The organism is Pseudomonas sp. WS 5503 (assembly GCF_012985385.1).
Classification (GTDB): Bacteria; Pseudomonadota; Gammaproteobacteria; order Pseudomonadales; family Pseudomonadaceae; genus Aquipseudomonas; species Aquipseudomonas paracarnis.
Window position 1 is genome coordinate 295,852 of sequence record NZ_JAAQWI010000006.1, and the last position, 25,997, is coordinate 321,848.

The 25,997-nt window shown below is 63.2% G+C and carries 2 protein-coding genes; both read right to left on the reverse strand.

The genetic code is table 11. From position 1 onward, the window contains the following. Position 1 precedes the first annotated feature (1 nt). Complete coding sequence (locus HBO10_RS17615; protein ID WP_106117998.1) at positions 2-11,857, reverse strand: non-ribosomal peptide synthetase; 11,856 nt, start codon at positions 11,855-11,857, stop codon at positions 2-4. Between the two features lie 3 nt (positions 11,858-11,860). Then, positions 11,861-25,894, reverse strand: a complete 14,034-nt coding sequence (locus HBO10_RS17620; RefSeq protein ID WP_169922042.1) for a non-ribosomal peptide synthase/polyketide synthase — start codon at positions 25,892-25,894, stop codon at positions 11,861-11,863. Positions 25,895-25,997: the final 103 nt, after the last annotated feature.

The window sequence follows — 25,997 nt, forward strand, 5'->3', positions numbered from 1 at the left end:
CTTACCTCAACGCCTCTACCAAACTGCTGATAAACACCGCGCTGTCGATAATGCCATCATGATCGGTCTCAATCATCACTGAGCGCTCGATGCGCCCTTGGCTGATCACCGTTGCCATTTGCTGCTCGATCAGGTCCTTGAAGCGCCCTGCCCGGCTCATGGACGCCCACCAACAAGTGACGGGCGCCTTGATCGGCTTGAAGTCAGCTTGCAGCAAACGCTCACTGAGTGCCCGGTCAACGTCCCAGGAAATCTGCGCCTCATTGCCACGCAGTAATTCATCCTTGATCACCGTGAAGGCTTCGCCCAAAGACTGTTCAGCCCAATTCACAAATTCCCGCCATTGTCCCGTTTCATCCTCGCTATCCCGTTGGCATTGCTGCCAGGCGTGTTGGATGGACTCGGCGAACTCAGGAAACATAACCCCCAGCAAAGCTGCGCGGCGCTCATTGGCTGAGATCTCGCGAGCGTTCTCGACCACCACTGCGTCCCAATAGGGTTTGACCCATTGCGGCGGCGCAGCGTCGATCCAGCCGACAAACTCCACTTCTCGGCCGGCTTGCTCCAGGCCGTAGGCGACCTCCATCGCCAGGTTGCCGCCCAATGACCAGCCACCCACGCGGAACGCGCCTTCGGGTTGGGCCACCAACAATTGCGCGGTGTAGTCTTCGACCATTACCTGCCATTGCGGCACCGTGGCGCCCTCTTCGGCCAAGGCACGACACATGACCCCGAACACCGGGCGCTGCTCGCGCAAGGCCAGGGCAATCGCGGTGTAGCAATGCACCGAGCCGAAGCTTGGGTGGAACAGGAACAACGGCGTGCCTTGCGTCTGCTGGTTGAGCTTGACGATCAACGAAGACCGGCTATCGCCCTGCAGGCATTTGACCTGTCCCGCCACAGTAGGGTTAAGCATCAGTTGGCTGACAGACAGGTTCACGCCGCTGACCTTGCGAATTCGCTCCTTGAGCATCAACACTCGCAATGAATGGCCACCGAGCTCGAAGAAGTTGTCGTTGAGCCCTACGCGCTCCACCTCCAGCACCTCGCTCCAGACCGCTGCGATTTGCTGCTCGATCTCGCTAACGGGCGCCTGGTATTGCGCGGCACCGTGAGCCTCTGGCTTGGGCAACGCCTTACGGTCCAGCTTGCCGTTCGGGCTCAACGGCATCTGCGCCAGTACCACCCACTGCGCCGGGACCATGTAGTCGGGCAACTGCTCGGCCAGGTGTGCAACCACCCCTGCCTTCCACTCTTCAAGGGGCTGTTGCAGCACCAGGTAACCCACTAGGTGGGTACCGTCCACCGCCAGCACCGCGGCTTCGCGGACATTGTCGAGCTCCAGCAGGCGCGCTTCGATTTCGCCCAACTCTATGCGCAGGCCGCGCAGTTTGACCTGGTGATCGATGCGCCCGGCATATTCAATCACGCCATCGTCGCGATAACGCGCCAGGTCACCGGTGCGATACACACGCGTGCCGCTGCCGAACGGGTCGGTCACAAACCGCTCGGCGGTAAGTGCAGCACGGCGGTGATAACCCCGCGCCAAGCCAATACCGCTCAAATACAGTTCGCCCAGCACACCCACTGGTGCAGGTTCCAGGTTGTCGTCCAGCACGTAGCAGCCCAGGTTGGCAATGGGTCGGCCAATGGGTATGGCGTCGCGACCTTCCTCGACACAGGTCCAATGGGTTACGTCGATAGCGGCTTCGGTAGGGCCGTACAGGTTGTACAAGCCGGCGTGGGGCAATTTGACGAACACCTGTTGCTGGGCATCCGCAGGCAACGCCTCCCCACTGCAAACGATGTGTTGCAGGCTCTGGCATGAAGTAACCGCCGCGTCTTGCAAGAACGCTTGCAACATGGAAGGCACGAAATGCAAGGTGGTGACCTGTTGCTCGTTGATCAGCCGTACCAGCCTGGCTGGATCACGATGATCGCCCGGTGCCGCCACTACCAGACGCGCGCCGGTCATCAGCGGCCAGAAAAACTCCCACACCGACACGTCAAAGCTGAACGGAGTTTTCTGCAACACGCTGTCGTGCGGCGTGAGCCCATATGCCTGTTGCATCCAGCACAGGCGGTTGGTCAGCGCGATATGGCGGTTGCCAGCGCCCTTGGGCTGACCGGTGGAGCCGGAGGTGTAGATCACATAGGCAAGGCTTTCGCCGTGCACCGGGATATTCGGGTTGTGGCTGCTGAAGGTTTCCAGCCAGGTATCGCCACATTCCAGCACCAGGGTTTGTACACCGGCGGGAACCGGCAGTTGCGCCAGTAGATGAGCCTGGGTCAACAGCAGTTGCACACCACTGTCCTGCAGCATGTAGGCCAGGCGATCACGAGGATACTCGGGGTCCAGCGGCACATAAGCGCCACCGGCCTTGAGCACCGCCAACAGGCCAACCACCATCTCCACCGAGCGCTCTGCCGCCAGCCCCACCAGCACATCCGGGCCAACCCCGGCCGCCATCAAGCGATGCGCCAGGCGATTGGCCCGGGCGTTCAACGCGCTGTAACTCAAGGCTTGCCCCGCGAAAATCAAGGCAGGTGCATCCGGTGTACGCAGCACCTGAGCCTCGATCAGCGTGTGGACCGCTTGATCCAGCGGGTAATCCACCGCAGTCGCATTCCAATCATGCAATACCCACTGCCGCTCGGCCTGCGCCACTGAGGGCAACGCGCCAAGGCGTTGACTGCCGTCACTGGCCAGGGCCAGCAGCAACTGCTGGAAGTGCTCGGCCAAGCGCTGGATATGCGCGCCGCTGAAAGCCTGGCGGGAGTAGTTGAACTCCAAGCCCAGTGTCTGGCCTATAGCCAACAACACGGTCAATGGATAGTGGGTCTGTTCCAGGCTGTGCACTGCGCCAAAACGCAGCCCCGACGGTGCCCCCTGCTCCAGCGCCTCAGACACCGGGTAGTTCTCGAACACCAGGATACTGTCGAACAGCGCCTCTCCACCCAGCCCGGCCCAACGCTGGATCTCGAACAGCGGCGTGTGTTCATGCTCACGCAAGCCAACGTTCTGTTGCTGAAGTTGCTCCAGCCAATGGCTGACCGACATTTGCGCATCCGGCGTCGCCACCACCGGCAGCGTGTTAATGAACAAGCCGACCTGCTGTTCAATCCCACGCAGTTCCGCCGGACGCCCTGCTACCGTGGCGCCGAATGCTACGGTGGCTTGCCCGGTGTGGTGATGCAACAGCAACAACCAGGCGCCTTGCACCAGGGTATTGAGGGTCACCTTGTGACGTTGGGCGAAGGCTTTGAGGTGTTCGGTTTGCGCAGCATCCAGGCTCAAGCGATGCTCGCCATTGACCGCCTGGGCCGCATCCACCTCAGTCTCTACGGCACCGGCCAGGCGCGTGGGCGCCTGCAAGTTGACCAGTTGCGCCTGCCAGAACGCCTGGCTGACGGCTTTGTCCTGTGCCTGCAGCCAGCCGATGTAGTCGCGATACCGCCCGGTGGGCGCTGGCAGCGGCTCACCGGCATACTGTTGCAACACCTCGCCGAACAGCTGCGAACCACTCCAGCCATCCATCAAAATATGGTGATTGGTGTAGATCAGGTGGTAGCTCGTCGCCCCCGTGCGTACTAGCGTCAAGCTCAACAGCGGTGCCTGCTCCAGGACAAAACCCTGGGTGCGTGCCGACTCGGCCAGCTCATCCAGGGCCTGGTTGCAGTCCTTACGGGTCTGCCAATCCAACGCCATAAACGGCAGGCGCACCTGCTTGTAGACCACCTGCAAAGGCTGTTCAAGCTCCGCCTGCCAGACAAAACCGCTACGCAGGATCTCGTGGCGTTGCACCGCCACCTGCCAGGCCTGGTGGAAGCGCGCCACATCCAGGCCCTGCACATCAATGCGCATCTGGTTGATGTAGTCACCCGAACCTTCGCCGTACAGCGATTGGAACAGCATGCCTTGCTGCATGGGTGACAATGGGTACAGGTCTTCGACCTCAGCCACGTTCAGTGCCAAGCCATCCAACTGGTCCTGGGACAACCGCGCCAACGGGAAGTCCGACGGCGTCACGCCCTGATGCGCCGACTCACAACAATGATCAATCAGAGCCTTGAGTTCCAAGGCATAGTCGTCGGCCAAGCATTTGACGGTTGCTTCACCGAACATCGCCTGGCTGAAACTCCAGTTCAACTTCAGCTCGCCACCATAGACCTGACCGTTGATTTCCAGCCAGTTGCCCAAAGGTGCCTGCGGGCTTTGCTCGGCACCGCTGGCATCAGCGGTCGGCGTGAACAGTCCTGGCTGTTCGCCACTGTCGAAGCTGGCATCGAACTGCCCCAGATAGTTGAAGGTGATACGTGGCTGCGGCAAGGCCGCCAACGCCTGTTGCGTTGCGGCATTACCCAGGTAACGCAGGGCACCGAACCCCAGGCCCTTGTCGGGCACGGCTCGCAGCTGCTCCTTGATGCGTTTGAGGGAAGCAGCCAGGGAATCGGCCGGTACCAGTTGCACAGGGTAAAGGCTGGTGAACCAACCGACAGTGCGAGTCAGGTCGATGTCATCGAACAGATCTTCGCGGCCATGACCTTCAAGCCGGATCAACGTCGAAGCCTCGCCGCTCCAGCGCGTAATAACTCGCGCCAGGGCAGTCAACAGCAGGTCATTGATCTGGGTGCGATAGGCACTCGGCGCGTCGTGCAGCAAGCGCCGAGTATAGGTGGCATCCAGATGTGTGCTCACACTCAGGGCCAGTTGGTTGCTCAGGCTCGCCTGTGGATCGGCGCCCGGCAAACCGACCGGACTGCCCTGCAATTGCGTCTGCCACCAAGCCAGCTCGTGTTGTAACGCCGGACTGTGGGCGTAGGTCTGCAGGCGAGCAGCCCAGACGCGGGTGGCGCTGGTCTTGGCTGGCAGCGTCACAGGGGCGCCTTGGGCCAGTTGCTGATACGTACTTTGCAAGTCTTCAAGCAGGATGCGCCACGACACGCCGTCCACCACCAAGTGATGGATCACCAGCAACAAGCGCTGTGAACCGTCGGCCAACTGCGCCAACACCGCACGCAATAACGGGCCCGCGCCCAGGTCGAGGCTGCGCTGGGCCTCTTCGCCCAAGGCTTCAAGTTCTTCGACGCTGTTCAATGTGGTTTGCCATAGCACTTGTTCAGCCTGGTGCTGATCCGGACCACGGTAGGCCGCGCTCCAGCCCTGTGCGCCCTCGACAAAGGTGCTGCGCAAGGCATCGTGATGCACGATCAATGCCTGCAGTGCGGCCAACAACAGCGGTACCTGCAACGGCTGGTGCGGTTGCAGCACCGCAGATTGGTTCCAGTGATGACGCTGGGGAATCTCATCGGCAAAAAAACTGTGTTGCACTGGCAACAGCAGCAAATCGCCAGTCAGCGGCGACTGATCCATCTGCACCACACCGTCGCCTTCCCTCGCGACCGTCGCCAGGCTCTGCACGGTCTGATGCTGGAACAACTCTTTGGGCGTGAAACGCACACCGGCCTGGCGGGCGCGGCTGACCAGTTGAATCGAAATGATCGAATCGCCGCCCAGTTCGAAAAAATTATCATGCAGGCCCACCTGTGGCAGGCGTAGCACATCGGACCAGATCGCGGCGATCTTCTGCTCCAACTCGCTCTCGGGCGCCACATACACCTGCTGCATCTGGCTCACATCCGGCAGCGGCAACCCCTTGCGGTCGAGCTTGCCGTTAGGGGTCAGTGGCATACGCTCAAGGAACATCAAGTGCGTCGGCACCATGTAGTCCGGCAAGCGGGTTTTCAAGGCGCGCCGCAAGGTTTCGCGACCGTTTGATTGAGCGACAACATCACCCAGGAGCGTCGGGTCCAGTGGTACGACATAGGCCACCAGTTGTTTGCCGGTCGGCCCCTCCTGGGCCACCACCACGGTTTCACCGACACTGGCTTGCTCACGCAAGCGCGCTTCGATTTCCCCCAGTTCGATACGAAAACCGCGGATCTTCACCTGATGGTCGACACGGCCCAGGTAATCCACTACGCCATCCGGACGCCCGCGGGTCAGGTCGCCGCTGCGATACACGCGACTGCCGGGCTTGCCGAACGGGTCCGGCACGAAGCGTTCGGCGGTTAACGCCGGACGCTCCAGATAACCCCGGGCCACGCCCTCGCCGCCCAGGTACAACTCGCCGGCCACGCCGATAGGTTGCAGGTTCAGTTGCGCATCCAAGACATAACCGCTGCGGTTGCCCAGCAAGGTACCGATGGGTGCGTAGACAGCGCCGCAGGGATCACCTTTACGGGCCTTCCACAACAGCGGTGTGACCACGGTTTCCGTCGGGCCGTAGCCGTTGAACAGGTATTCAGGCTTCAGCGCGCGCCACGCCAGGTCATAGCTGGCCTGGGCCACCGCATCACCGCCAAAGCAGTACACCCGCACCGCAGGAGGGTTGCCGTCGCGCTCGGCATGTTCGGCCAACTGTTGCAGGTACACCGGTGGGAACACCGCCATGGTCACGTTATGGCGATGCATCTGCTCGTAGGTGTATTCCGGCAGCCACAGGCTGTCATCACGGATCAACACGCTGGCGCCGTTGATCAGCGGGTGCATCCAGCCTTCGTGGGAGCCGTCGAAAGCGAACGACATGAAGTGCAGCTCGCAATCGGCCGGCGAGGTTTCATAGCGCTCGCCGGTAGCGATGATATGCGCCACCAGCGGGCCGTGTGACACCGCCACGCCCTTGGGCAAACCGGTGGAGCCGGAGGTGTAGATCACGTAGGCGAGGTTGTCGCCGTCCAGCGCCACAGTCGGGGCCGTATCGCTGTAATCCGACCAGGCTTGCACCTGATCCACCGCCAAGGCGTCGAGGCCGTCCGGGATCGGCAACCGGTGTTGCACGGCCGAATGGGTCAACAGCAATTTCGAACGGCTGTCTTGCATCATGTACAGCAGGCGATCACGCGGGTATTCGATATCCAGCGGCACATACACACCGCCGGCTTTCATCACCGCCAGGAACGCCACCATGATTTCGGCACTGCGCGGCATGGCGATGGCCACCCGCACTTCCGGGCCGACGCCACGAGCGATCAGGGCATGGGCCAGGCGGTTGGCCTGGCGATCCAGTTCGCCGTAGCTCAGGGTTTGCGCGTCGAACTTCACCGCCACCGCAGTCGGGTTTGCCCGGGCGCGATCGGCAAACAGTTGATGCATCAGGCGCTCGGCCGAAAAGCCAGACTCCGTGCGGTTCCACAGTTGCAGGATCTGTTGTTGTTCGGTCGCGTCCAGCAAGCTTAACTGGCTGAGCTGCTGCCGTGGGTTGGCGACCATACCTTGCAGCAGGTTCTGCCAGTGACGCGCCATGCGTTGCACGGTGCTGGCTTCGAACAGGTCCTGGGCATAACCCAAGGTGGCCCATATACCTTCGGTGGACTCCTGAATATCCAGGTCCAGGTCGAAATGTGCGGTCTTGCTGTCCCAGTCCAGCCCTTCTACCCGCAGCCCTGGCAATTGGTGCTGAACCTGAGCCTGGCCGATGTCAGTCTGATGATTGAACATGACCTGGAACAGCGGGTTGTGGCTCAGGCTACGCTCAGGTTGCAGGGCTTCCACCAGTTGTTCGAACGGCAAATCCTGGTGGGCCTGGGCTTGCAGGGCGCGTTGCCGAACGTGCTGCAGCAACTGCTCGACACTCATCTGCCCATGCACATCCGCCTTGAGCACCTGGGTGTTGACGAAGAAACCAATCAAGCGCTCGGTCTCGCTGCGATTGCGGTTGGCAATCGGCACGCCGACACGTATTTCTTCCTGGCCGCTGTAGCGGTGCAACAAGGTCTGGAACGATGCCAGCAACAACATGAACAGGGTCACGCCCTGCTGTTGGGCCAAAGCCTTGAGCCCCTGGGTGAGTTCGGGCGCCAGCTCGAACGCCAGGCGCGCGCCGCGGTGGCTCTGCACAGCCGGGCGCTGATGATCGAACGGCAACTCCAGCACGCTCTGCTCACCGCCCAACAGTTCACGCCAGTAGGCCAGTTGACGTTGCTTCTCACCGGCGTCCATCCAGCTGCGCTGCCATACGGCGTAGTCGGCATACTGGATCGGCAGCGCCGGCAACTGCACGTCCTGGCCTTGGCTGTAACCGGCATACAACTGCACCAGTTCCTCGACCACCAACTGCATCGACCAACCATCGGAGACGATGTGATGCTGCACCAACACCAACACATGCTCGTCGGCGGCCAGGCGCAACAGCGTGACGCGCAGCAACGGGCCTTGTTGCAGGTCGAACGGCTGGGCGATCAGCGCTTGCACCCTGGCTTTGAGCTGAGCGTCATCGACATCAGCCTGGGTGATCGGCAAGGACATTGGCGGCTCAATCACTTGCACCGCGCCGTCGTGATCCTGGCGGATATGGGTGCGCAGGCTTTCATGACGCGCCAGCAAGCTATCGAAACTGCGTTGCAACGCAGCCAGGTCCAATTGCCCTTTCAGGCGCAGCGCGCTGGGAATGTGATACGCCGCGCTGTGGGGCTCCAGTTGCCAGAGAAACCATTGTCGCTCCTGGGCGTAAGACAGTGGCAACGGCTGCACACGCCCGGCTGGCAGTAGGGCCGGCGCCGTTGGCAATGGGCTCTCCTGGGTTTGCAAGGCCGCGACAAACGCCTCCAGCCGCGGGTGTTCGAACACGGCTTTGAGCGGCACTTCCAGGCTCAGGGTCTGGCGGATGCGTGACACCACCTGCATTGCCAACAGGGAATGCCCTCCCAGTTCGAAGAAGTGCTGGTTCAAGCCCACCCGTTCGGCCCCCAGAATAGCCGCCCAGATCGCCGCCACCTGTTGTTGCAACGGGGTGACCGGCGCTCGCCAATCCTGTTGTTCCACGCTGGCATCTGGCTTGGGCAGGGCCTGGCGATCCAGCTTGCCGTTGGGGTTGAGCGGCATGCGGTCGAGGAAGATCAGGTGCGCCGGCACCATGTAGTCCGGCAGATGGTCGCGCAAGGTGGCCATCAACTGTTCACCAACCTCGGCGCGCTCGGTTTCAGACAGCGTCTGCGCAGGCACCAGGTAGGCCAGCAGTTGGTTGTCGGCAGCCAGCAACAGCGCTTCACGCACGCTGTCCTGGGCCAGCAGCACGGTTTCGATTTCACCCAGTTCAATGCGGAAACCACGGACCTTGACCTGGTGATCGACCCGCCCGACATATTCCACCACACCATCGGCGCGATAACGCGCCAGGTCGCCGGTGCGGTACAGGCGCTCGCCGGATGGGCTGAACGGATCAGCGACAAAGCGCTCGGCGGTCAGGCCTGGCCGTTGCAAATACGCACGGGCCAAGCCATTGGCGCTGGCGATATAGAGTTCACCCACGGCGCCCAGCGGTAGCAGGTTCAGGTCACGGTCCAGCACATACAGGCCACGCCCTGGCAGCGCCCGGCCAATGGGGCTGGCACCGCCGGCGCCGACGGCGCTCGGGTCAGTGCAGTCCAGCACGCTGGAAACCACGGTGGCCTCGGTAGGCCCGTAGGTATTGAGCAAGCGCACATGGCCGAGCCCGGCGCGCTGCCACAACAGCGGGCCTTCCAACGGCATGGCTTCGCCACCGATATGGATCTGGCGCAAGGCACCATAGGTTCTTGGGCCTGCTGCCAGGCAATCTTGCAGGAACAGCTTCCAGTAGGCCGTGGGCAAGTCGGCCAGGGTAATGCCCTGGGCGATGATCTGCCGATACAGCTCGGCACCGTCCCATAACTGCGGGCCACGCAGTACCACGGTGGCGCCGAGGGTCAGGGCTGGATATAGCTGCTCGACGAAACCGTCGAAGTTCAAGGTGGCAAACTGCAGCACTCGGTCCTGGGCAACCAGCTGCGAGTAATCCGCCGCGATGCCAGCAAACTCACTCAGTGCAGCCTGGCTGATGGCAACCCCCTTGGGCTTGCCTGTGGAGCCGGAGGTGTAGATCACATACGCCAGGCTCTGGGGCTCGACATCAACCGGTAAATTACTGTCGGCACACAACGCCAACTGCGCCTGGACCCGGTCGATGTCCACCGCCAGCACCCGGGCCGGCAACGGCAGACGCCCATGCAGGTGGGATTGGGTTAACACCAGGCCCACATCACTGTCCTCAAGCATATGCGCCAGGCGTTCGCGGGGGTACTCAGGATCCAGCGGCACATAGGCCGCTCCTGTCTTGAGCACCGCGAGCAAGCTGACCACCATGGAAAAAGAGCGCTCCACGGCGATCCCCACCAGCCCTTGGGGGCCGACGCCCTGGGCCAGCAGGTAATGCGCCAGCCGGTTGGCCTGACGGTTCAGTTCTCCATAGCTGAGGGCCTGCTCATCCAGGGCCAGGGCCTGACGTTCCGGCTGCTGATCAGCCTGGGCTTCAAACAGCCGGTGTACAGCCTCAAAGGGGGTGACACCAGCCGGGGTGTTCCAGTCCTGGAGCATCCTGTGTTGCTCAGCGGCGCTCGCCATCGGCAGTTCGCAGAGGCGGCTGCGGGGTGCACTCACCACCGCCTGCAGCAGGTGCTGCCAATGTTGCGCCAAGCGCTCGATGGTGGCGGCATCGAACAGGTCGGTGGCGTAGGTCAGCGCGGCCCAAAGCCCGTCGGCGGATTCATGGGTGTCCAGGCTCAGGTCAAAATGGGTGGTCTGGCTGTCCCAGTCCAGTTCCACCACACGCAGGCCCGGCAACTGTTGGCCTTCGCGGCCGCCCTGGGCCTCGGTCTGGTGGTTGAACATCACCTGGAACAACGGGTTATGGCTCAAGCTGCGTTCAGGCTGCAATGCCACCACCAGTTGCTCGAACGGCAGGTCCTGATGAGCCTGGGCCTCCAGGGCGCGGCGTTTGGTTTGTTGCAGCAGCTCGGCAAAGCTCATCTGCCCGTCAAGGTCAGCCTTGAGTACCTGGGTGTTGACGAAGAAGCCGATCAGCCGCTCGGTTTCGACGCGGTTACGGTTGGCGTTCGGCACGCCAATGCGGATATCCGACTGCCCGCTGTAGCGATACAACAGGGCTTGGAACGACGCCAGCAGTAGCATGAACGCGGTCACGCCCTCTTGCTGCGCCAGGCGCTTGAGGCCCGCCACCAACGTCGGTTGCAGATGCACCTGCAGGCTTGCACCGCGATGGCTTTGCTGCGCCGGGCGCGGGCGGTCAAGCGGCAATTCCAGCACCGGTTGCTCGCCGCCCAGCAGGGCCTGCCAATACGCGAGTTGGCGCGCCTGTTCCCCGGCTTCCATCCAGCCGCGTTGCCACAGCGCGTAGTCGGCGTACTGGATCGGCAGTTCCGGGAGTTGCAGGTCATGGCCCTGGCTATGGGCGGCGTAGAGCTGTACCAGTTCCTCCACCATCACCTGCATCGACCAGCCATCGGAGACGATGTGGTGCTGCACCATCACCAGCACATGCTCATCCTCGGCCAGTTGCAACAGCGTCACACGCAACAACGGCGCCTGGTGCAAATCGAACGGCCGCGCCACCTCCTCTTCCACCCGCGCCATCAACTGCGCTTGGTCGACATGCGCCTGCTGGATCTGCACCCGCGCCTGCGGCATCACTGCCTGCCACAGACGTTCATCGTCCTCGACCAATTGCGTGCGCAAGCTTTCATGCCGGGCCAGCAGGCTGTCGAAACTGCGTTGTAACGCTGCCAGGTCCAAGTGCCCGTGCAAACGCAGGGCGCCAGGGATGTGGTAGGCGGTGCTGTCCTTGTCCAGTTGCCAGAGGAACCACTGGCGTTCCTGGGCGTAAGACAACGTCGGTGTGTCGCTGTCGTGGCGGGTGGGAGCAATCGGCAGTTGAGCGAAACTCATGCTCCGGCTTTGCAGGCGCTGGTAAAACTGCTGGCGCTGCTCCAGAGGCAAGCGAAGAAAGCGCGACACCAGGTCGATATTAGGGTTGGAAAGCATGGTTCAAATCGCCTCTAGTTCGCTCAAAAAGTCACGAAGGTCATCAAAATCTTCCACGCTGCCGGCGCGGAAAGTGGCTGCGGCCTGCACGTAGGCGCGCAGCGATTCGGTCTGGAACAGTTCCATCAACGGTACGTCCAGGCCGAGCTCGGCCTGCACCCGCGAGGTAATCTGGATAGCCAGCAAGGAGTGACCACCGACATCAAAGAAGTTGTCGTTCAGGCCCACTTGCGACAGGTGCAGGATGTCGGCCCAGATCGTGGCGATCTGCTGCTCAAGCTCGGTTTGCGGGGCCAGGTACTGCTGCTGCATCTGGCTCGCATCCGGCAGCGGCAGGCCTTTGCGGTCGAGCTTGCCGTTGGGGGTCAGCGGCATCTGCGCCAGGAATACGAAGTGGCTGGGCACCATGTAGTCCGGCAGGTCGGCTTTCAGGGCACGACGCAGGGCGTCACGGAACTCAACCTGGTCGGCCAGGCTGGCGTCGGCCGGTACCACATAGGCCACCAGTTGTTTGCCGGTCGGCCCCTCCTGGGCGACCACCACGGTTTCACCGACACTGGCTTGCTCACGCAAGCGCGCTTCGATTTCCCCCAGTTCGATACGGAAACCGCGGATCTTCACCTGATGGTCGACACGCCCCAGGTAATCCACCACGCCATCCGGACGCCCGCGGGTCAGGTCACCACTGCGATACACGCGACTGCCGGGCTTGCCGAACGGGTCCGGCACGAAACGCTCGGCAGTCAGTGCCGGGCGCTCCAGATAACCCCGGGCCACGCCCTCGCCGCCCAGGTACAACTCGCCGGCTACGCCGATGGGCTGCAGGTTCAGTTGCGCATCCAACACGTAGCCACTTCGGTTGCCCAACAAGGTGCCGATGGGCGCGTAGACAGCTCCGCAGGGGTCGCCCTTGCGTGCCTTCCACAGCAGCGGCGTGACCACGGTTTCGGTCGGGCCGTAGCCGTTGAACAGGTATTCAGGCTTCAGCGCGCGCCAGGCCAGGTCATAGCTTGCCTGGGCCACCGCATCACCGCCAAAGCAGTAGACGCGCACCGCAGGAGGGTTGCCGTCGCGCTCGGCATGTTCGGCCAACTGTTGCAGGTACACCGGTGGGAACACCGCCATGGTCACGTCGTGGCGATGCATCTGCTCGTAGGTGTATTCCGGCAGCCACAGGCTGTCATCACGGATCAACACGCTGGCGCCATTGATCAGCGGGTGCATCCAGCCTTCGTGGGAACCGTCGAAGGCGAAGGACATGAAGTGCAGTTCGCAATCGGCCGGGGAGGTTTCATAGCGCTCGCCAGTGGCGATGATATGCGCCACCAGCGGGCCGTGTGACACCGCCACGCCCTTGGGCAAACCGGTGGAGCCGGAGGTGTAGATCACGTAGGCAAGGTTGTCGCCGTCCAGCGCCACATCCGGTGCCGTATCGCTGTAACCGGCCCACTCTTCGGTGCGATCAATCGCGAGGGTATCCAGGCCCTCGGGGACTGGCAGTTGCTGCAACGCCCGGCTGTGAGTCAGCAGCAGTTGCGCACGGCTGTCTTGCATCATGTACAGCAGGCGATCACGTGGGTATTCGATATCCAGCGGTACATACACGCCACCAGCTTTCATCACCGCCAGGAACGCCACCATGATCTCGGCACTGCGCGGCATGGCGATGGCCACCCGCACTTCCGGGTCGACGCCACGGGCGATCAAGGCATGGGCCAGGCGGTTGGCCTGGCGATCCAGTTCGCCGTAAGTCAGGGTTTGCGCGTCGAATTTAACCGCCACTGCGTCCGGGGTTTGCCGGGCGCGATCGCCGACCAATTCATGCACCAGGCGCTCGGCTGAAAAACCGGTGTCGGCCTGGTTCCACAGCTCAAGAATCTGCTGTTGCTCATCCTCGCCCAGCAAGCTCAATTGGCTGATGGGTTGCTGTGGGTCGATCACCATTGCCCGCAAGAGGTTCTGCCAATGCCCGGCCATGCGCTCGATGGTCGCCACAGCGAACAGATCGGTGGCATAACTCAGAGAGGCACGCAGGGCCGTCTGGCTTTCTTCCACATCCAGCGCCAGGTCGAACTGGGCCACGCCTTCGTCCAGATCCAGGACTTCGACGTGCAGGTCGGCCAGGCGATGCAGATGGCTGTCGGCAACGCTCACACGGTGGTTGAACAACACTTGGAACAACGGGCTCAGGCTAAGGCTGCGCTCCGGTTGCAATGCCTGCACAAGCTGTTCGAACGGCAGGTCCTGGTGAGCCTGGGCCTCCAGGGAGCGCTGACGCACCTGGTGCAGCAGTTGCTCGGTGCTCATTTGCCCGTGGATATCGGCCTTGAGCACTTGGGTGTTGACGAAGAAGCCGATCAACCCCTCGGTTTCCAAGCGGTTGCGGTTGGCAATCGGCACGCCCACGCGCACATCTTCCTGGCCGCTGTAGCGATGCAGCAACGCCTGGTAAGACGCCAGCAGCAGCATCGGCAGCGTGACGCCAGCGTGCTGCGCCAGTGCGCGCAAACTGCCCAACAACTCCGGATGCAACTCGATACCCAAGCGTGCGCCGCGATGGCTTGGCTGTGCCGGGCGCGGCTGGTCGAACGGCAACTCCAGCACCGGTTGCTCGCCGCTCAACTGCTCGCGCCAGTAGGCCAGTTGACGCGCCTGCTCCCCCGCCTCCATCCAACCGCGCTGCCACACGGCATAATCGGCGTACTGGACCGGCAGCGCCGGCAATTGCACGTCCTGGCCTTGGCTGTTAGCGGCATACGCCTGCACCAACTCCTCGACCATCAACTGCATCGACCAGCCGTCAGAAACGATGTGATGCTGCACCAGCACCAGCACGTGGTCGTCCTCGGCCAGGCGCAGCAAGGTGACCCGCAGCAGCGGCCCACGCAGCAGGTCGAAAGGCTGGGCGATCACCTGCGCGACCCGCGCCTTGAGGCCGGCATAGTCGCTGTCGACCTGCTCGATATCGACCCGGCCCTGGGCGTCAATGACTTGAACCGCGCCGGTGGCGTCCTGACGGAAATACGTGCGCAGGCTTTCATGGCGAGCCAGCAAGCTATCAAAGCTCTCTTGCAGCGCGGTCAGGTCCAACGGCCCCTGCAAACGCAAGGCGCTGGGGATGTGATACGCGGCGCCGGCCGGGTCCAGTTGCCAGAGGAACCACTGGCGCTCCTGGGCATAAGACAGCGGCAGAGGCTGCGTGCGGTCGGCCTTGATCAACGCCGGCGCGGTGACGCCCTCCTCGCCCAAGGCCCGCACGAAATCACCCAGTAGCGGCTGTTCGAACAAGGCCTTGAGTGGGACTTCCAGCGCCAGGGCCTGACGCACCCGTGACACCACCCGCGTGGCCAGCAATGAATGCCCGCCCAACTCGAAGAAATGATCGTCGAGGCCCACCCGGGGCAATTCCAGTACCTCGGCCCAGATCGCCGCTACCTGCTGCTCACGCGGGGTGACGGGCGCTACATGGCCCTTGAGCGACAGGCTGGCATCCGGTTTGGGCAATGCCTTGCGGTCGAGCTTGCCGTTGGGGGTCAGCGGCAGGCTGTCGAGGAACAGCCACTGCGCGGGCACCATGTAGTCCGGCAAGCGCTCGCGCAGCGCGGTTTTATAGACCTGCGCCGCCTGCGGCGCGGCGCTGACAAGGTAAGCGATCAGCCGGTCGTTATCGGCCAGCACCACGGCTTCGCGTACGCCGTCGAACTCACGCAAGCAGGCTTCAATTTCACCCAGCTCGATACGGAAACCCCGGACCTTGACCTGATGGTCGACGCGGCCGATGTATTCCACCAAGCCGTCGGCCCGATAGCGTGCCAGGTCACCAGTACGGTACAGGCGTTCGCCCGGAACCCCAAACGGGTTGGGCACGAAGCGTTCAGCGGTCAGCGCCGGCTGCCCGTGGTAACCCCGCGCCAGGCCGACACCGCCGATCAGCAGCTCACCGGACACACCTTGGGGGCATGGCGTGAGACCGGCATTGAGGATGAACAAGCCGGTATTGGCGATGGGCCGTCCAACGAACGGCAATGCCTGATGCAAACGATGAGCCGCCGACCAGATGGTGGTTTCCGTCGGGCCATAGAGGTTCCACAGCGGGCCTTGCAGGTCGAGCATGCGCTGGGCCAAATCGACGGGCAGCGCTTCGCCACCGCACAGGCAGGCGATGCCACGCAGTGAATGAGCCCGTGGGCTGTCGAGCAACATGCGCCAGGTCGAAGGCGTGGCTTGCAGCACATTCGCCGCCTGACGCTGGGCCAGATCGAGGATCGCCTCGGGGTCGAGGGCCGTTGCCTGGGTGCTCAGCACCACGGTACCGCCGACACTCAGCGGCACATACAGCTCCAGGGCGAAGATGTCGAACGAGAAGGTGGTCAGCGACAACAGCCGCGCATCCTGGCCGATACTCAACGTGCCGGCCATGCCGCTGGTGAAGCTGCACAGCGCCTTGTGACGAACCATCACCCCTTTGGGCTTGCCAGTGGAGCCAGAGGTGTAGATCACGTAGGCCAGATGCTCCGGTGTCACGGCAACCTGGGGATTGTGCTGCGCTGTGCCGGCCTCCTCCACCATCAGCACCTGCACGCCGTGCGGCTGAGCCAGGTGCCCCAGCAGGTGCGGTTGGGTCAGCAATACCCGGGCGCGGCTGTCTTCAAGCATGTAGGCCAGGCGCTCTGCCGGGAATTGCGGGTCGAGCGGCACATAGGCGCCACCGGCCTTGAGGGTCGCGAGCAAGCCAACCACCATGTCCAGGGAACGCTCCACGTGTACTGCAACCAGCACGTCCGGGCCGACGCCCATGTCGATCAGACGATGGGCGAGCCGATTGGCGCGACGGTTGAGTTCGCCGTAGCTCAGGCGCTCATCATTGAAATGCAGCGCGATGGCGTCGGGTTGCGCCGCGGCCTGGGCCTCAAACAACTGGTGTACACAGCGTTCGCGTGGGTAGTCGGTGTCGCTGCGGTTCCAGTCGTGCACCATGTGCTGCCATTGCGACGGGCTGAGCATCGCCAGGTCGTCCAAGGCCACCGAGGCATCCTGCAGGACCGCGCGCAGCAGGTTTTGCCAATGCTCGGCCAAACGCTCCACGGTCGCCGCGTCAAACAGATCCGTGGCGTAAGTCAGCGAGGCCCAGAGACCGTCCACCGATTCCTCGGTTTCCAGGTTCAGGTCGAATTGCGTGCTGTGACCGGCCCAATCCACGGGCTGCAAATCCAGGCCGGGCAATTGCACCGGGGCTGAACGCAGGCTGTCCTGATGGTTGAACATCACCTGGAACAGCGGGTTATGGCTCAGGCTGCGCTCGGGCTGCAACACTTGCACGAGCTGCTCGAACGGCAGGTCCTGATGGGCCTGCGCCTCCAGGGCACGCTGCTTGACCTGGGCCAGCAACTGGTCGAACGGCATCTGCCCGTGCACGTCAGCTTGCAGCACCTGGGTGTTGACGAAAAAGCCCAGCAGTCGCTCGGTTTCGAAGCGATTACGGTTGGCGACCGGTACGCCGACACGCACCTGTGCCTGGCCGCTGTAGCGGTGCAGCAAGGTCTGGAACGAGGCCAGCAACAGCATGAACAGCGTCACGTCCTGACGCTGGGCCAGGGTCTTGAGTTCAGTCAGCAGCGCACGCTCCAGATGAATCTGGCGGCGCGCGCCACGATGGCTCTGCACTGCGGGGCGTGGATAGTCCAGCGGCAGGTCCAGCAACGAATGTTCGTGCCCCAGACGAGCGCACCAGTAATCGAGCTGGCGTTGTTGTTCCCCAGCCGCCATCCAGTCGCGCTGCCACTGGGCGTAGTCGGCGTACTGGATCGGCAAGGCCGGCAACCCTGCGTCGCCTTGGTACAGCGCCACCCACTCGTCGATCATCACTTGCATCGACCAGCCGTCAGAGATGATGTGGTGCTGGGTGATGACCAGCACATGGTGATCAGGCGCGACGATCAGCAACTTGACGCGCATCAGCGGGCCGTTGCGCAGGTCGAACGGGCGCTGGATCTCTTCGGTGACAGCCTGCTCGATAGCGCCGGCGTCGACCTCTTGTTGTTCAACCGGCACTGCCAGGCTTGGGTGGATGACTTGCACGGTGTGCTCGCCCGACTCCACGAAGGTGGTGCGCAGTGGTTCATGGCGCTGCACCAGGGCCTCGACGGCGCGCTCCAGCGCCGCGATGTGGAGTTCACCGCGCAGGTGCAAGGCGCTGGGCACATGATAGCCCGCGCTGGTGGGATCCAATTGCCAGAGAAACCACTGCCGCTCCTGGGCAAAGGACAACGCCAGCGGCTGCTCACGGCCAACCGCCTGCATCACGGGCGCGGTATCGGCCTGCACGCCTGCGCACGCCGCTGCGAAAGCGGCCAGCGTCGGCTGTTCGAACAGGGCCCGCAACGGCACTTCCAGCTTGAGATCGTGGCGCACCCGGGAAATCACCTGGGTGGCCAGCAAGGAATGGCCGCCGCGTTCGAAGAAGTGATCTTCCAGGCCAACCTGCTCGACCTGCAACACTGCTTGCCAGATCGCCGCCAACTGGATTTGCAATGGACTTTGCGGCGCCACGTAGGCGGCGCTGGCCTGGTTCAGCTCGGGTGTGGGCAGCGCACGGCGGTCGAGCTTGCCGTTGTGGTTCAACGGCAAGGCATCGAGGACCACCCAATGGCCCGGCACCATGTAGTCCGGCAACGTCTGGCGCAAGCGCGCCGCCAGTGCCTGGGCCTCCAGCGCTTGGCCTTCGGCGGGCACCACGTACGCCACCAACTGCACGCCGGTCGCGCTCGGCTGCGCAAGCACGGCGGCTTCTCGCACATTTGGCAAGGCTTGCAGGCTGGCTTCGATTTCGCCCATTTCGATACGCAGGCCACGAATCTTCACTTGATGGTCGATACGCCCGACGTACTCCAGCGCACCCGCCGGGTTGTACCGGGCCAGGTCGCCACTGCGATAAAGCCGCGCACCGGGCATGGCGGAAAACGGGTCCGGCAAGAAGCGCTCGGCGGTCAGCGCCGGGCGGTCGAAATAGCGTTGCGCCAAGCCAACCTCGGCACCAATGCACAGCTCGCCCACGCCATCGGTGGCCAACAGTTCGAAACCGCTGTCGAGTACATACAGGCCGCGCCCGGCAATCGCCTGCCCGATTGGCACGCCGTAGGCGTCGTTGGCATCGGCCAATTGGCACTCATGCACGCTGGAGACCACCGTGGCTTCGGTCGGCCCGTAGGTGTTGACCAGGCGCACATTGCCCAAGCCCGCGGCGTACCACGCACGCACGCCCTCCACTGACATGGCTTCACCCCCCACATGTACCTGGCGCAGCTTGCCCAGGGAGCGACGGTGCTCGGCGCACTCTTGCGCCAACAGGTACCAGTAGGCGGCGGGCAGATCGGCCAGGGTCACGCCCTGCTCGACAATCTCTTGCGCCAGTTGCCCGGCATCCCAGAGTTCATCGCCACGCATGATCAACGCCGCGCCCGCACACAGGGGCGGGAAGCACTGTTCGACAAAACCATCGAAACTGAAGGTCGCAAACTGCAACACGCGGTCCTCGGCGCTCAGTCGGCTGTACAGCGTGGCGCTGTCACAGAACTGGCCAAGGGCGGCATGGTCGATGGCCACGCCTTTGGGCTGGCCGGTGGAGCCAGAGGTGTAGATCACATAGGCCAGGTCAGCCGCCGCCGCGTGATTAGGCGGATTGGTCGTCGGGTAGCCGGTCAGTTCGTCGCCACTGGCGCTGAAATCCATGCGGGTCAGGCCGCGGGGCAAAGGCAAGTCGGCGAGCAAGCCGGTTTCGCTGAGCAGCACGTCCAGGCGGCTGTCGGCGAGCATGTAGGCCAAACGTTCCGCCGGGTATTCAGGGTCCAACGGTACGTAGGCCGCCCCGCTTTTGAGCACTGCCAGCAGGCTGACGATCAACTGCGGGCCACGCCGCGAAGCCAGGCCCACCCGTTGGCCGGGGCCGACGCCAAGCGCCAACAGGCGATGGGCCAGGCGGTTGGCGCGATGGTTCAACTGGGCGTAGCTCAAGCTGGCGTCACCGGACTGTACAGCCAGGGCGTCTGGCGTCGCTTCGGCCTGGGCTGCGATACGCTGATGCACGCGTTCGTTGGCCTGGGGCGCTGCGGCTGAGTGGCTCAGAGCGAGCATCTGCCGTTGCGCAGGGGCGTCGAGAAGGCGCAGGTTGCCCAGCGGCATGTGAGCGTCTGCGAGCAATTGCGCCAGCAGGTGTTGCAGGTTGGCGCCCAACTGCGCCACGTGCGCCTCGCTGAACTGGGCACGGTCATAACTGAATTCCAGGCGCAGGCTGGCGCCCAGTTCGATGCCCAGGGTCAATGGATAGTGCGTGCGCTCATGGTTGTGCAGGTGACCGAAGGTCAGGCCGGCCGGCGCGCCTTGCTTGAGCGCCTCGGCGACCGGGAAGTTCTCGAACACCAGCAAGGTGTCGAACAGCGCGCCCTGCTGGCCGGCCCAGCCCTGGATGTCGTAGAGCGGCACATGTTCATGGTCGCGCAGGCTGAGGTTGAGCGCTTGCAGTTCGCTGAGCCACGTCGCGGCCGACTGGGCTGGCGAGGCTGCGCTGATGATCGGCAAGGTGTTGATGAACAGGCCCAGTTGCTGCTCGATCCCCGGCAGCGGTGCGGAACGCCCGGCCACGGTGGCACCGAAGGCGACGCAGTCCTGGCCGGTGTAACGCTGCAGCAGTAGGCTCCAGGCGCCTTGCAACAGGGTATTGAGGGTGACTTTTTGCTCGCGTGCAAAGTCGCCCAGGCGGCGGGTAAAGTCGCTGTCCAGTGCCACGTGATGGTCAGCCATGCCAACCGCGTCCACCGGCTTGCGCAACGCTTGCGCCAGCAGGGTCGGCGCCGGCAATGCCGCCAGGGCGTTTTTCCAGAACGCTTCGCCCGAGGATTGTTGTTGCAGCCAGGCGAGGTAATCGCGGAACTGCCCGAGCGGCGCCGGCACTGCCTGCCCCGCATAGTGAGCGATGACTTCACCGAGCAACTGCGCGTTACTCCAGCCGTCCATGAGGATGTGGTGGCTGGTGAAGATAAAGTGCCAGGCCGCACCAGCACCGCGCACCAGCGTCAGGCGAAACAGCGGCGCGGCATTCAGGGCAAAACCGCGTTCGCGTTCGGCCTGGGCCAGGGTGTCGAAATCAGCGTCGGGGTCTTCGATCACTTGCAGTTGCAGGTCGACCTGGCGCTGGATCAGCTGATGAGCACTGTTCAGGCCCAGCCAATGGAAGCTGCTGCGCAGGATGTCGTGACGATCCAGCGCAGCCTGCCAGGCACGCCCGAAGGCGAGCAAATCAAGGCCCTCGATGTCGAGGCGTAACTGGTTGATGTAGGCCTGGGCCTCGGGTTCCAACAGGGTGTGGAACAGCATGCCTTGCTGCATCGGCGACAGCGGATAAAGGTCGGCGATGGCCGGCCCGGCCACGGGCAAGGCATCCAGTTGCTGCTGGGTGACGCGTGCCAGCGGGAAATCCGACGGGCTCACCTGGCCTGCCGGCGTGGCACAACAATGCTCGATCAGCGCCCTGAGTTCGGCTGCGTACTCATCCGCCAAACCTTGAACAGTTGCCGCCTCGAACATTTCCCGGCTGAACCCCCATTGCAACGACAGCTCGCCGCCATATACCTGACCTTCCAGCGTCAGCCAGTTGGCCAGCGGCGCCTCTGGATCCTGGGCCTGGCCACTGCCCTGACTGGCCGGCACGAACAGTGCCGACTCGTTGAACTGACGGTCGAACTGGCCCAGGTAGTTGAAGGTGATGCGCGGCGCGGTAAGGTTCGCAAGGCTTTCCTGTGCGTGTGGCGCGCCCAGATAGCGCAGCAGCCCGTAGCCCAGGCCTTTGTCGGGCACGGCGCGCAGTTGTTCCTTGACCGCCTTGATCGCCTCGGGCAACTCGCCTTCGGCGTGCAGGCGCACCGGGTACAGGCTGGTGAACCAGCCGACAGTGCGGCTCAGGTCGATGTCGTCAAACAGATCTTCACGGCCGTGACCTTCCAATTGGATAAGCGCAGCAGATTGCTCGCTCCAACGGCTGATCACCCGCGCCAGGGCAGTCAACAGCAGGTCGTTGACCTGGGTGCGATAGGCCGCTGGCGCGTCTTGCAGCAGTCGACGGGTGTGCTCGACGTCAAGGCGTGTTTCCAGCTTGGCACCCAGGCGGTTTTGCACGCCGCCTTCGGGGTGATCACACGGCAGTTCGGCGTCGATGGACTGGGCTTGCCAGTACGGCAGTTGCTCCTCGACGGTCTGCGCGTGGCGGTGCAACTGTTGCGCCCAGCGCTGGTAGGCACTGGTTTTTGCCGGCAGCACCTGTTCTCGGTAAGCCTGTTGCAGGTCTTCGAGCAGGATGCGCCAGGACACACCATCCACCACCAAGTGATGGATCACCAACAGCACACGCTGGCTGCCATCGGCCATGCTCACCAACGCGGCGCGCAGCAGTGGACCTTGGGCAAGGTCAAGGCTGCGCTGGGCTTCATCACACAGTGCCGCCAGTTCAGCGTCGGTGCTGGCTTGGCACTGCCACAACAGCGGTTCGCTGACATAGGCAGCATGGCTCTGCTGCCAGCCGCCAGCCTGCTGAACAAAGCGCAGGCGCAAAGCGTCGTGATGCTGGATCAACCGCGCCAGCGCGGCCTCCAACCGGGCAGGCTCAAGCACCTCGCCGGGCACCAGCAACAAGGATTGATTCCAGTGATGCCGCGCCGGGATCGGCTGGTCGAAAAAACTGTGTTGGACGGGCGTCAGCATCACCTCGCCACTGACCGGGCCCTGGTCGATCAGGCTGACCTGCTCAAAGCGCGCCACCAGAGCCAGGCTGCGGATGCTCTGGTACTGGAACAGGTCACGCGGGCTCAGGCGAATGCCGGCCTGACGGGCGCGGCTGACCACCTGGATAGAGATGATCGAATCGCCGCCCAGCTCGAAGAAGTTATCGTCCTGGCCGACCTGCTCAACGCCCAGCACGTCGCTCCAGATGGCAGCCAGGGCTGTTTGCAGGTCGCCTTGGGGGGCGACAAATGCCTGCTGCTGCGCCGCATCCGGCATTGGCAACGCCTTGCGGTCGAGCTTGCCGTTGGCGGTCACCGGCAGCTTGGGCAGCGCAATGAAATGCGTCGGCACCATGTATTCCGGCAAGCTGCTGAGCAACCATTCCTTGAGGTCCGTTGGCGCCTCGCCTGCGCACACCAGATAGGCGACCAACTGCTTGCCGCCGTGTACCAGTACCACGGCTTCGCGCACGTGTGGATGCTGCATCAGGCGTGCTTCGATTTCGCCCAGCTCGATACGCAAGCCGCGCAACTTGACCTGATGATCGAGACGGCCGAGGTATTCGATTACCCCATCGGCACGTTGGCGCACGCGGTCACCGGTGCGATACAGGCGTTCGCCTGTCACAAAGGGGCTGGGTACAAAACGTTCGGCGGTGAGCGCCGGGCGCCGATGGTAACTGCGCGCCAAGCCGACGCCGCCCAGGTAGAGTTCGCCACTGACGCCGGCCGGCACCGGGTTGAGTTGCGCGTCCAGCACGTAGGTGCCGAGATTGGCGATGGGGCGGCCGATGGGCACGCCATCGGCGCCTTCGTCAATGCAGGTCCAGTGCGTGACGTCGATGGCCGCCTCGGTCGGGCCATAGAGGTTGTACAGCGCCGCAGCGGGCAACTTGGCGAACACTTGCTGTTGCGCGTCCAGGGGCAAGGCTTCGCCGCTGCACACAATGCGCGTGAGGCTTGCGCACGCCTGTACGCCCGGTTCATGGATAAACGCCTGCAACATCGACGGCACGAAGTGCAAGGTGGTGATGGCGTGTCGGCCAATGGTGTCAATCAGGCGCGCCGGTTCACGGTGTTCGCCAGGCGCCGCGACCACCAGGCGGGCGCCGGTCATCAGCGGCCAGAAGAACTCCCACACCGACACGTCAAAGCTGAACGGGGTTTTCTGCAACACCGCGTCATTGGCGCCCAGGCCATACGCCTGTTGCATCCAGCTCAAGCGGTTGACCAAGGCGCGATGGCTATTGCCGGCGCCTTTGGGCTTGCCGGTGGAGCCCGAGGTGTAGATCACGTAGGCCAGGTTGAGGGCATCCAAGGCGACGTTCGGTGAATCGCTGCTGTAGCCGTCGAGCCATAGCGCCGGCTGGTCCAGGGCAATTACCTGGATACCGGCGACGGGCAGCGACGCCAGCAGGCTCTGCTGGCTGAGCAGCAACTGAATGCCACTGTCTTCGATCATGTAGGCCAGGCGTTCCCGGGGGTACTCAGGGTCGAGGGGCACGTAGGCGCCACCGGCCTTGAGAATCGCCAGCAGGCCAACCACCATTTCGATGGAGCGCTCGATGCAGATACCTACCAGCACGTCGGGCCCTACGCCCTGCTCGCCCAGGGCATGGGCCAACTGGTTGGCGCGCGCATCCAGTTGGGCGTAGGTCAAGGTGGTGGTACCGAACACCAGTGCCGGTGCATCGGGACTGCGCCGTGCCTGGTCTTCGATCAGGTGATGAATCCCGCGCTCGGTCGGGTACGCCTCGGCGGTCTGGTTCCAGGTGTGGACCAGCCGTTGCTGTTCAGCCGCGTCAAGCATGGGCAATTCGCCAATGCGCTTTTCGCCATCGAGCACCATGGCTTGCAACAGGCTGATCCAATGCCGGGCCATGCGCTCGATGGTGGGCGTATCGAACAAGTCATTGGCGTAGGTCAGCGCGGCATGCAGGGTGCCGGACTTTTCATAGGTGTCCAGGGTCAGGTCGAACTGGGTGGTGCGGCCTTGCCATTCCACCAGGGCCAATTCCAGCCCCGATGCGGTGCTGACCGAGGCGATGTCGGCGACTACCGGCTGATGGTTATACATCACCTGGAACAGCGGCGTGTGGCTCAGGCTGCGCTCGATTTTCAGCGCTTCCACCAGCCGTTCGAAGGGTAATTCCTGATGGGCCTGGGCGCCCAGGGCATGCTCCTTGATACCTTGCAGCAACTCGGCAACCCGCGTTTGCCCGGTCAGTTCGGTGCGCAACACTTGGGTGTTGACGAAGAAACCGATCAGCCCCTCGACTTCGGTGCGATTGCGATTGGCAATCGGCACACCGACGCGAATGTCGCCCTGGCCGGTATAGCGGTGCAACAGCACATTGAAGGCACCGAGCAGCAGCATGAACAGGGTGACGTTGTGTTTTTGCGCGCAGCTGCGCAGTTGCGCGGCCAGTGCCGGCTCAATCGCGAAGTTGTGCCGTGTGCCTTGGTAGCTGGGCATGGCCGGGCGCGGGTGGTCGGTGGGCAGCTCCAGAACCGGATGTTCATCGCCCAGGCGAGCCTGCCAGTACTCCAACTGGCGGGCCTGCTCGCCCGCTTCCAGCCAGCGGCGCTGCCACAGGGCGTAGTCGCTGTACTGGATGGGCAGCGCCGGCAGTTGGGGCGCTTCGTTGCGCTCATGGGCGTCATAGCAACGGATGAATTCGTCGATCAGCACATTCATCGACCAACCGTCGGAGACGATGTGGTGCAGGGTCAGCAGCAGCACGTGTTCCTGCTCGGCAAGCTTGAGCAGTTGCACGCGCAGCAGTGGCCCGTGCTCGAGGTCGAACGGCAACAGCGATTGACGGGTGGCGGCGGCGTTGACGGCCTGCTCCCGTGCGTCGATGGACAAGGCCGTGAAGTCCAGGTGCTCGACTGCTACCGAGGGTTCCACCGCCACCTGCACCAAACGCTCATCGGCCTGACGCTGGAACACTGTGCGTAGGGTTTCGTGACGCGCCACCAGGCTGGCGAACGCTTGCTCCAGCGCTGGCAGGCTCAGCGCCCCCCTCAAGCGCACTGCGCCGGGCAAATTGTAGGCGCCGCTGGCCGGGTCCAACTGCCATAGAAACCACATGCGCTGCTGCGCGTAGGACAGCGCCTGGCGGTCCTCCACCTCCACCCCTGCCGGAATCGGAAACCTTGAAAAATCCACGCCTTCTTTCTGCAAGGCTTGCAGGAACAGTTGGCGCTTTTCCAGGGGCAGCCCGATAAACCGGCGAGCAAGTTTCAAGGAGTCTTCAGCATTCATTTCTTGGAATCCGGGGCAATAGGCGGGAAGCACAAAGGCACGTCGTCCCTATAAAACGAACCGGGCGGGGAAAAATTAGCGAGGGGATGGGGGGCGGTTGTCC

Excerpts from the sequence above, each read along its gene's own strand:
- HBO10_RS17620 (WP_169922042.1), bottom strand. The coding sequence starts at position 25,894 with ATGAATGCTGAAGACTCCTTGAAACTTGCTCGCCGGTTTATCGGGCTG.
- HBO10_RS17615 (WP_106117998.1), bottom strand. The coding sequence starts at position 11,857 with ATGCTTTCCAACCCTAATATCGACCTGGTGTCGCGCTTTCTTCGCTTG.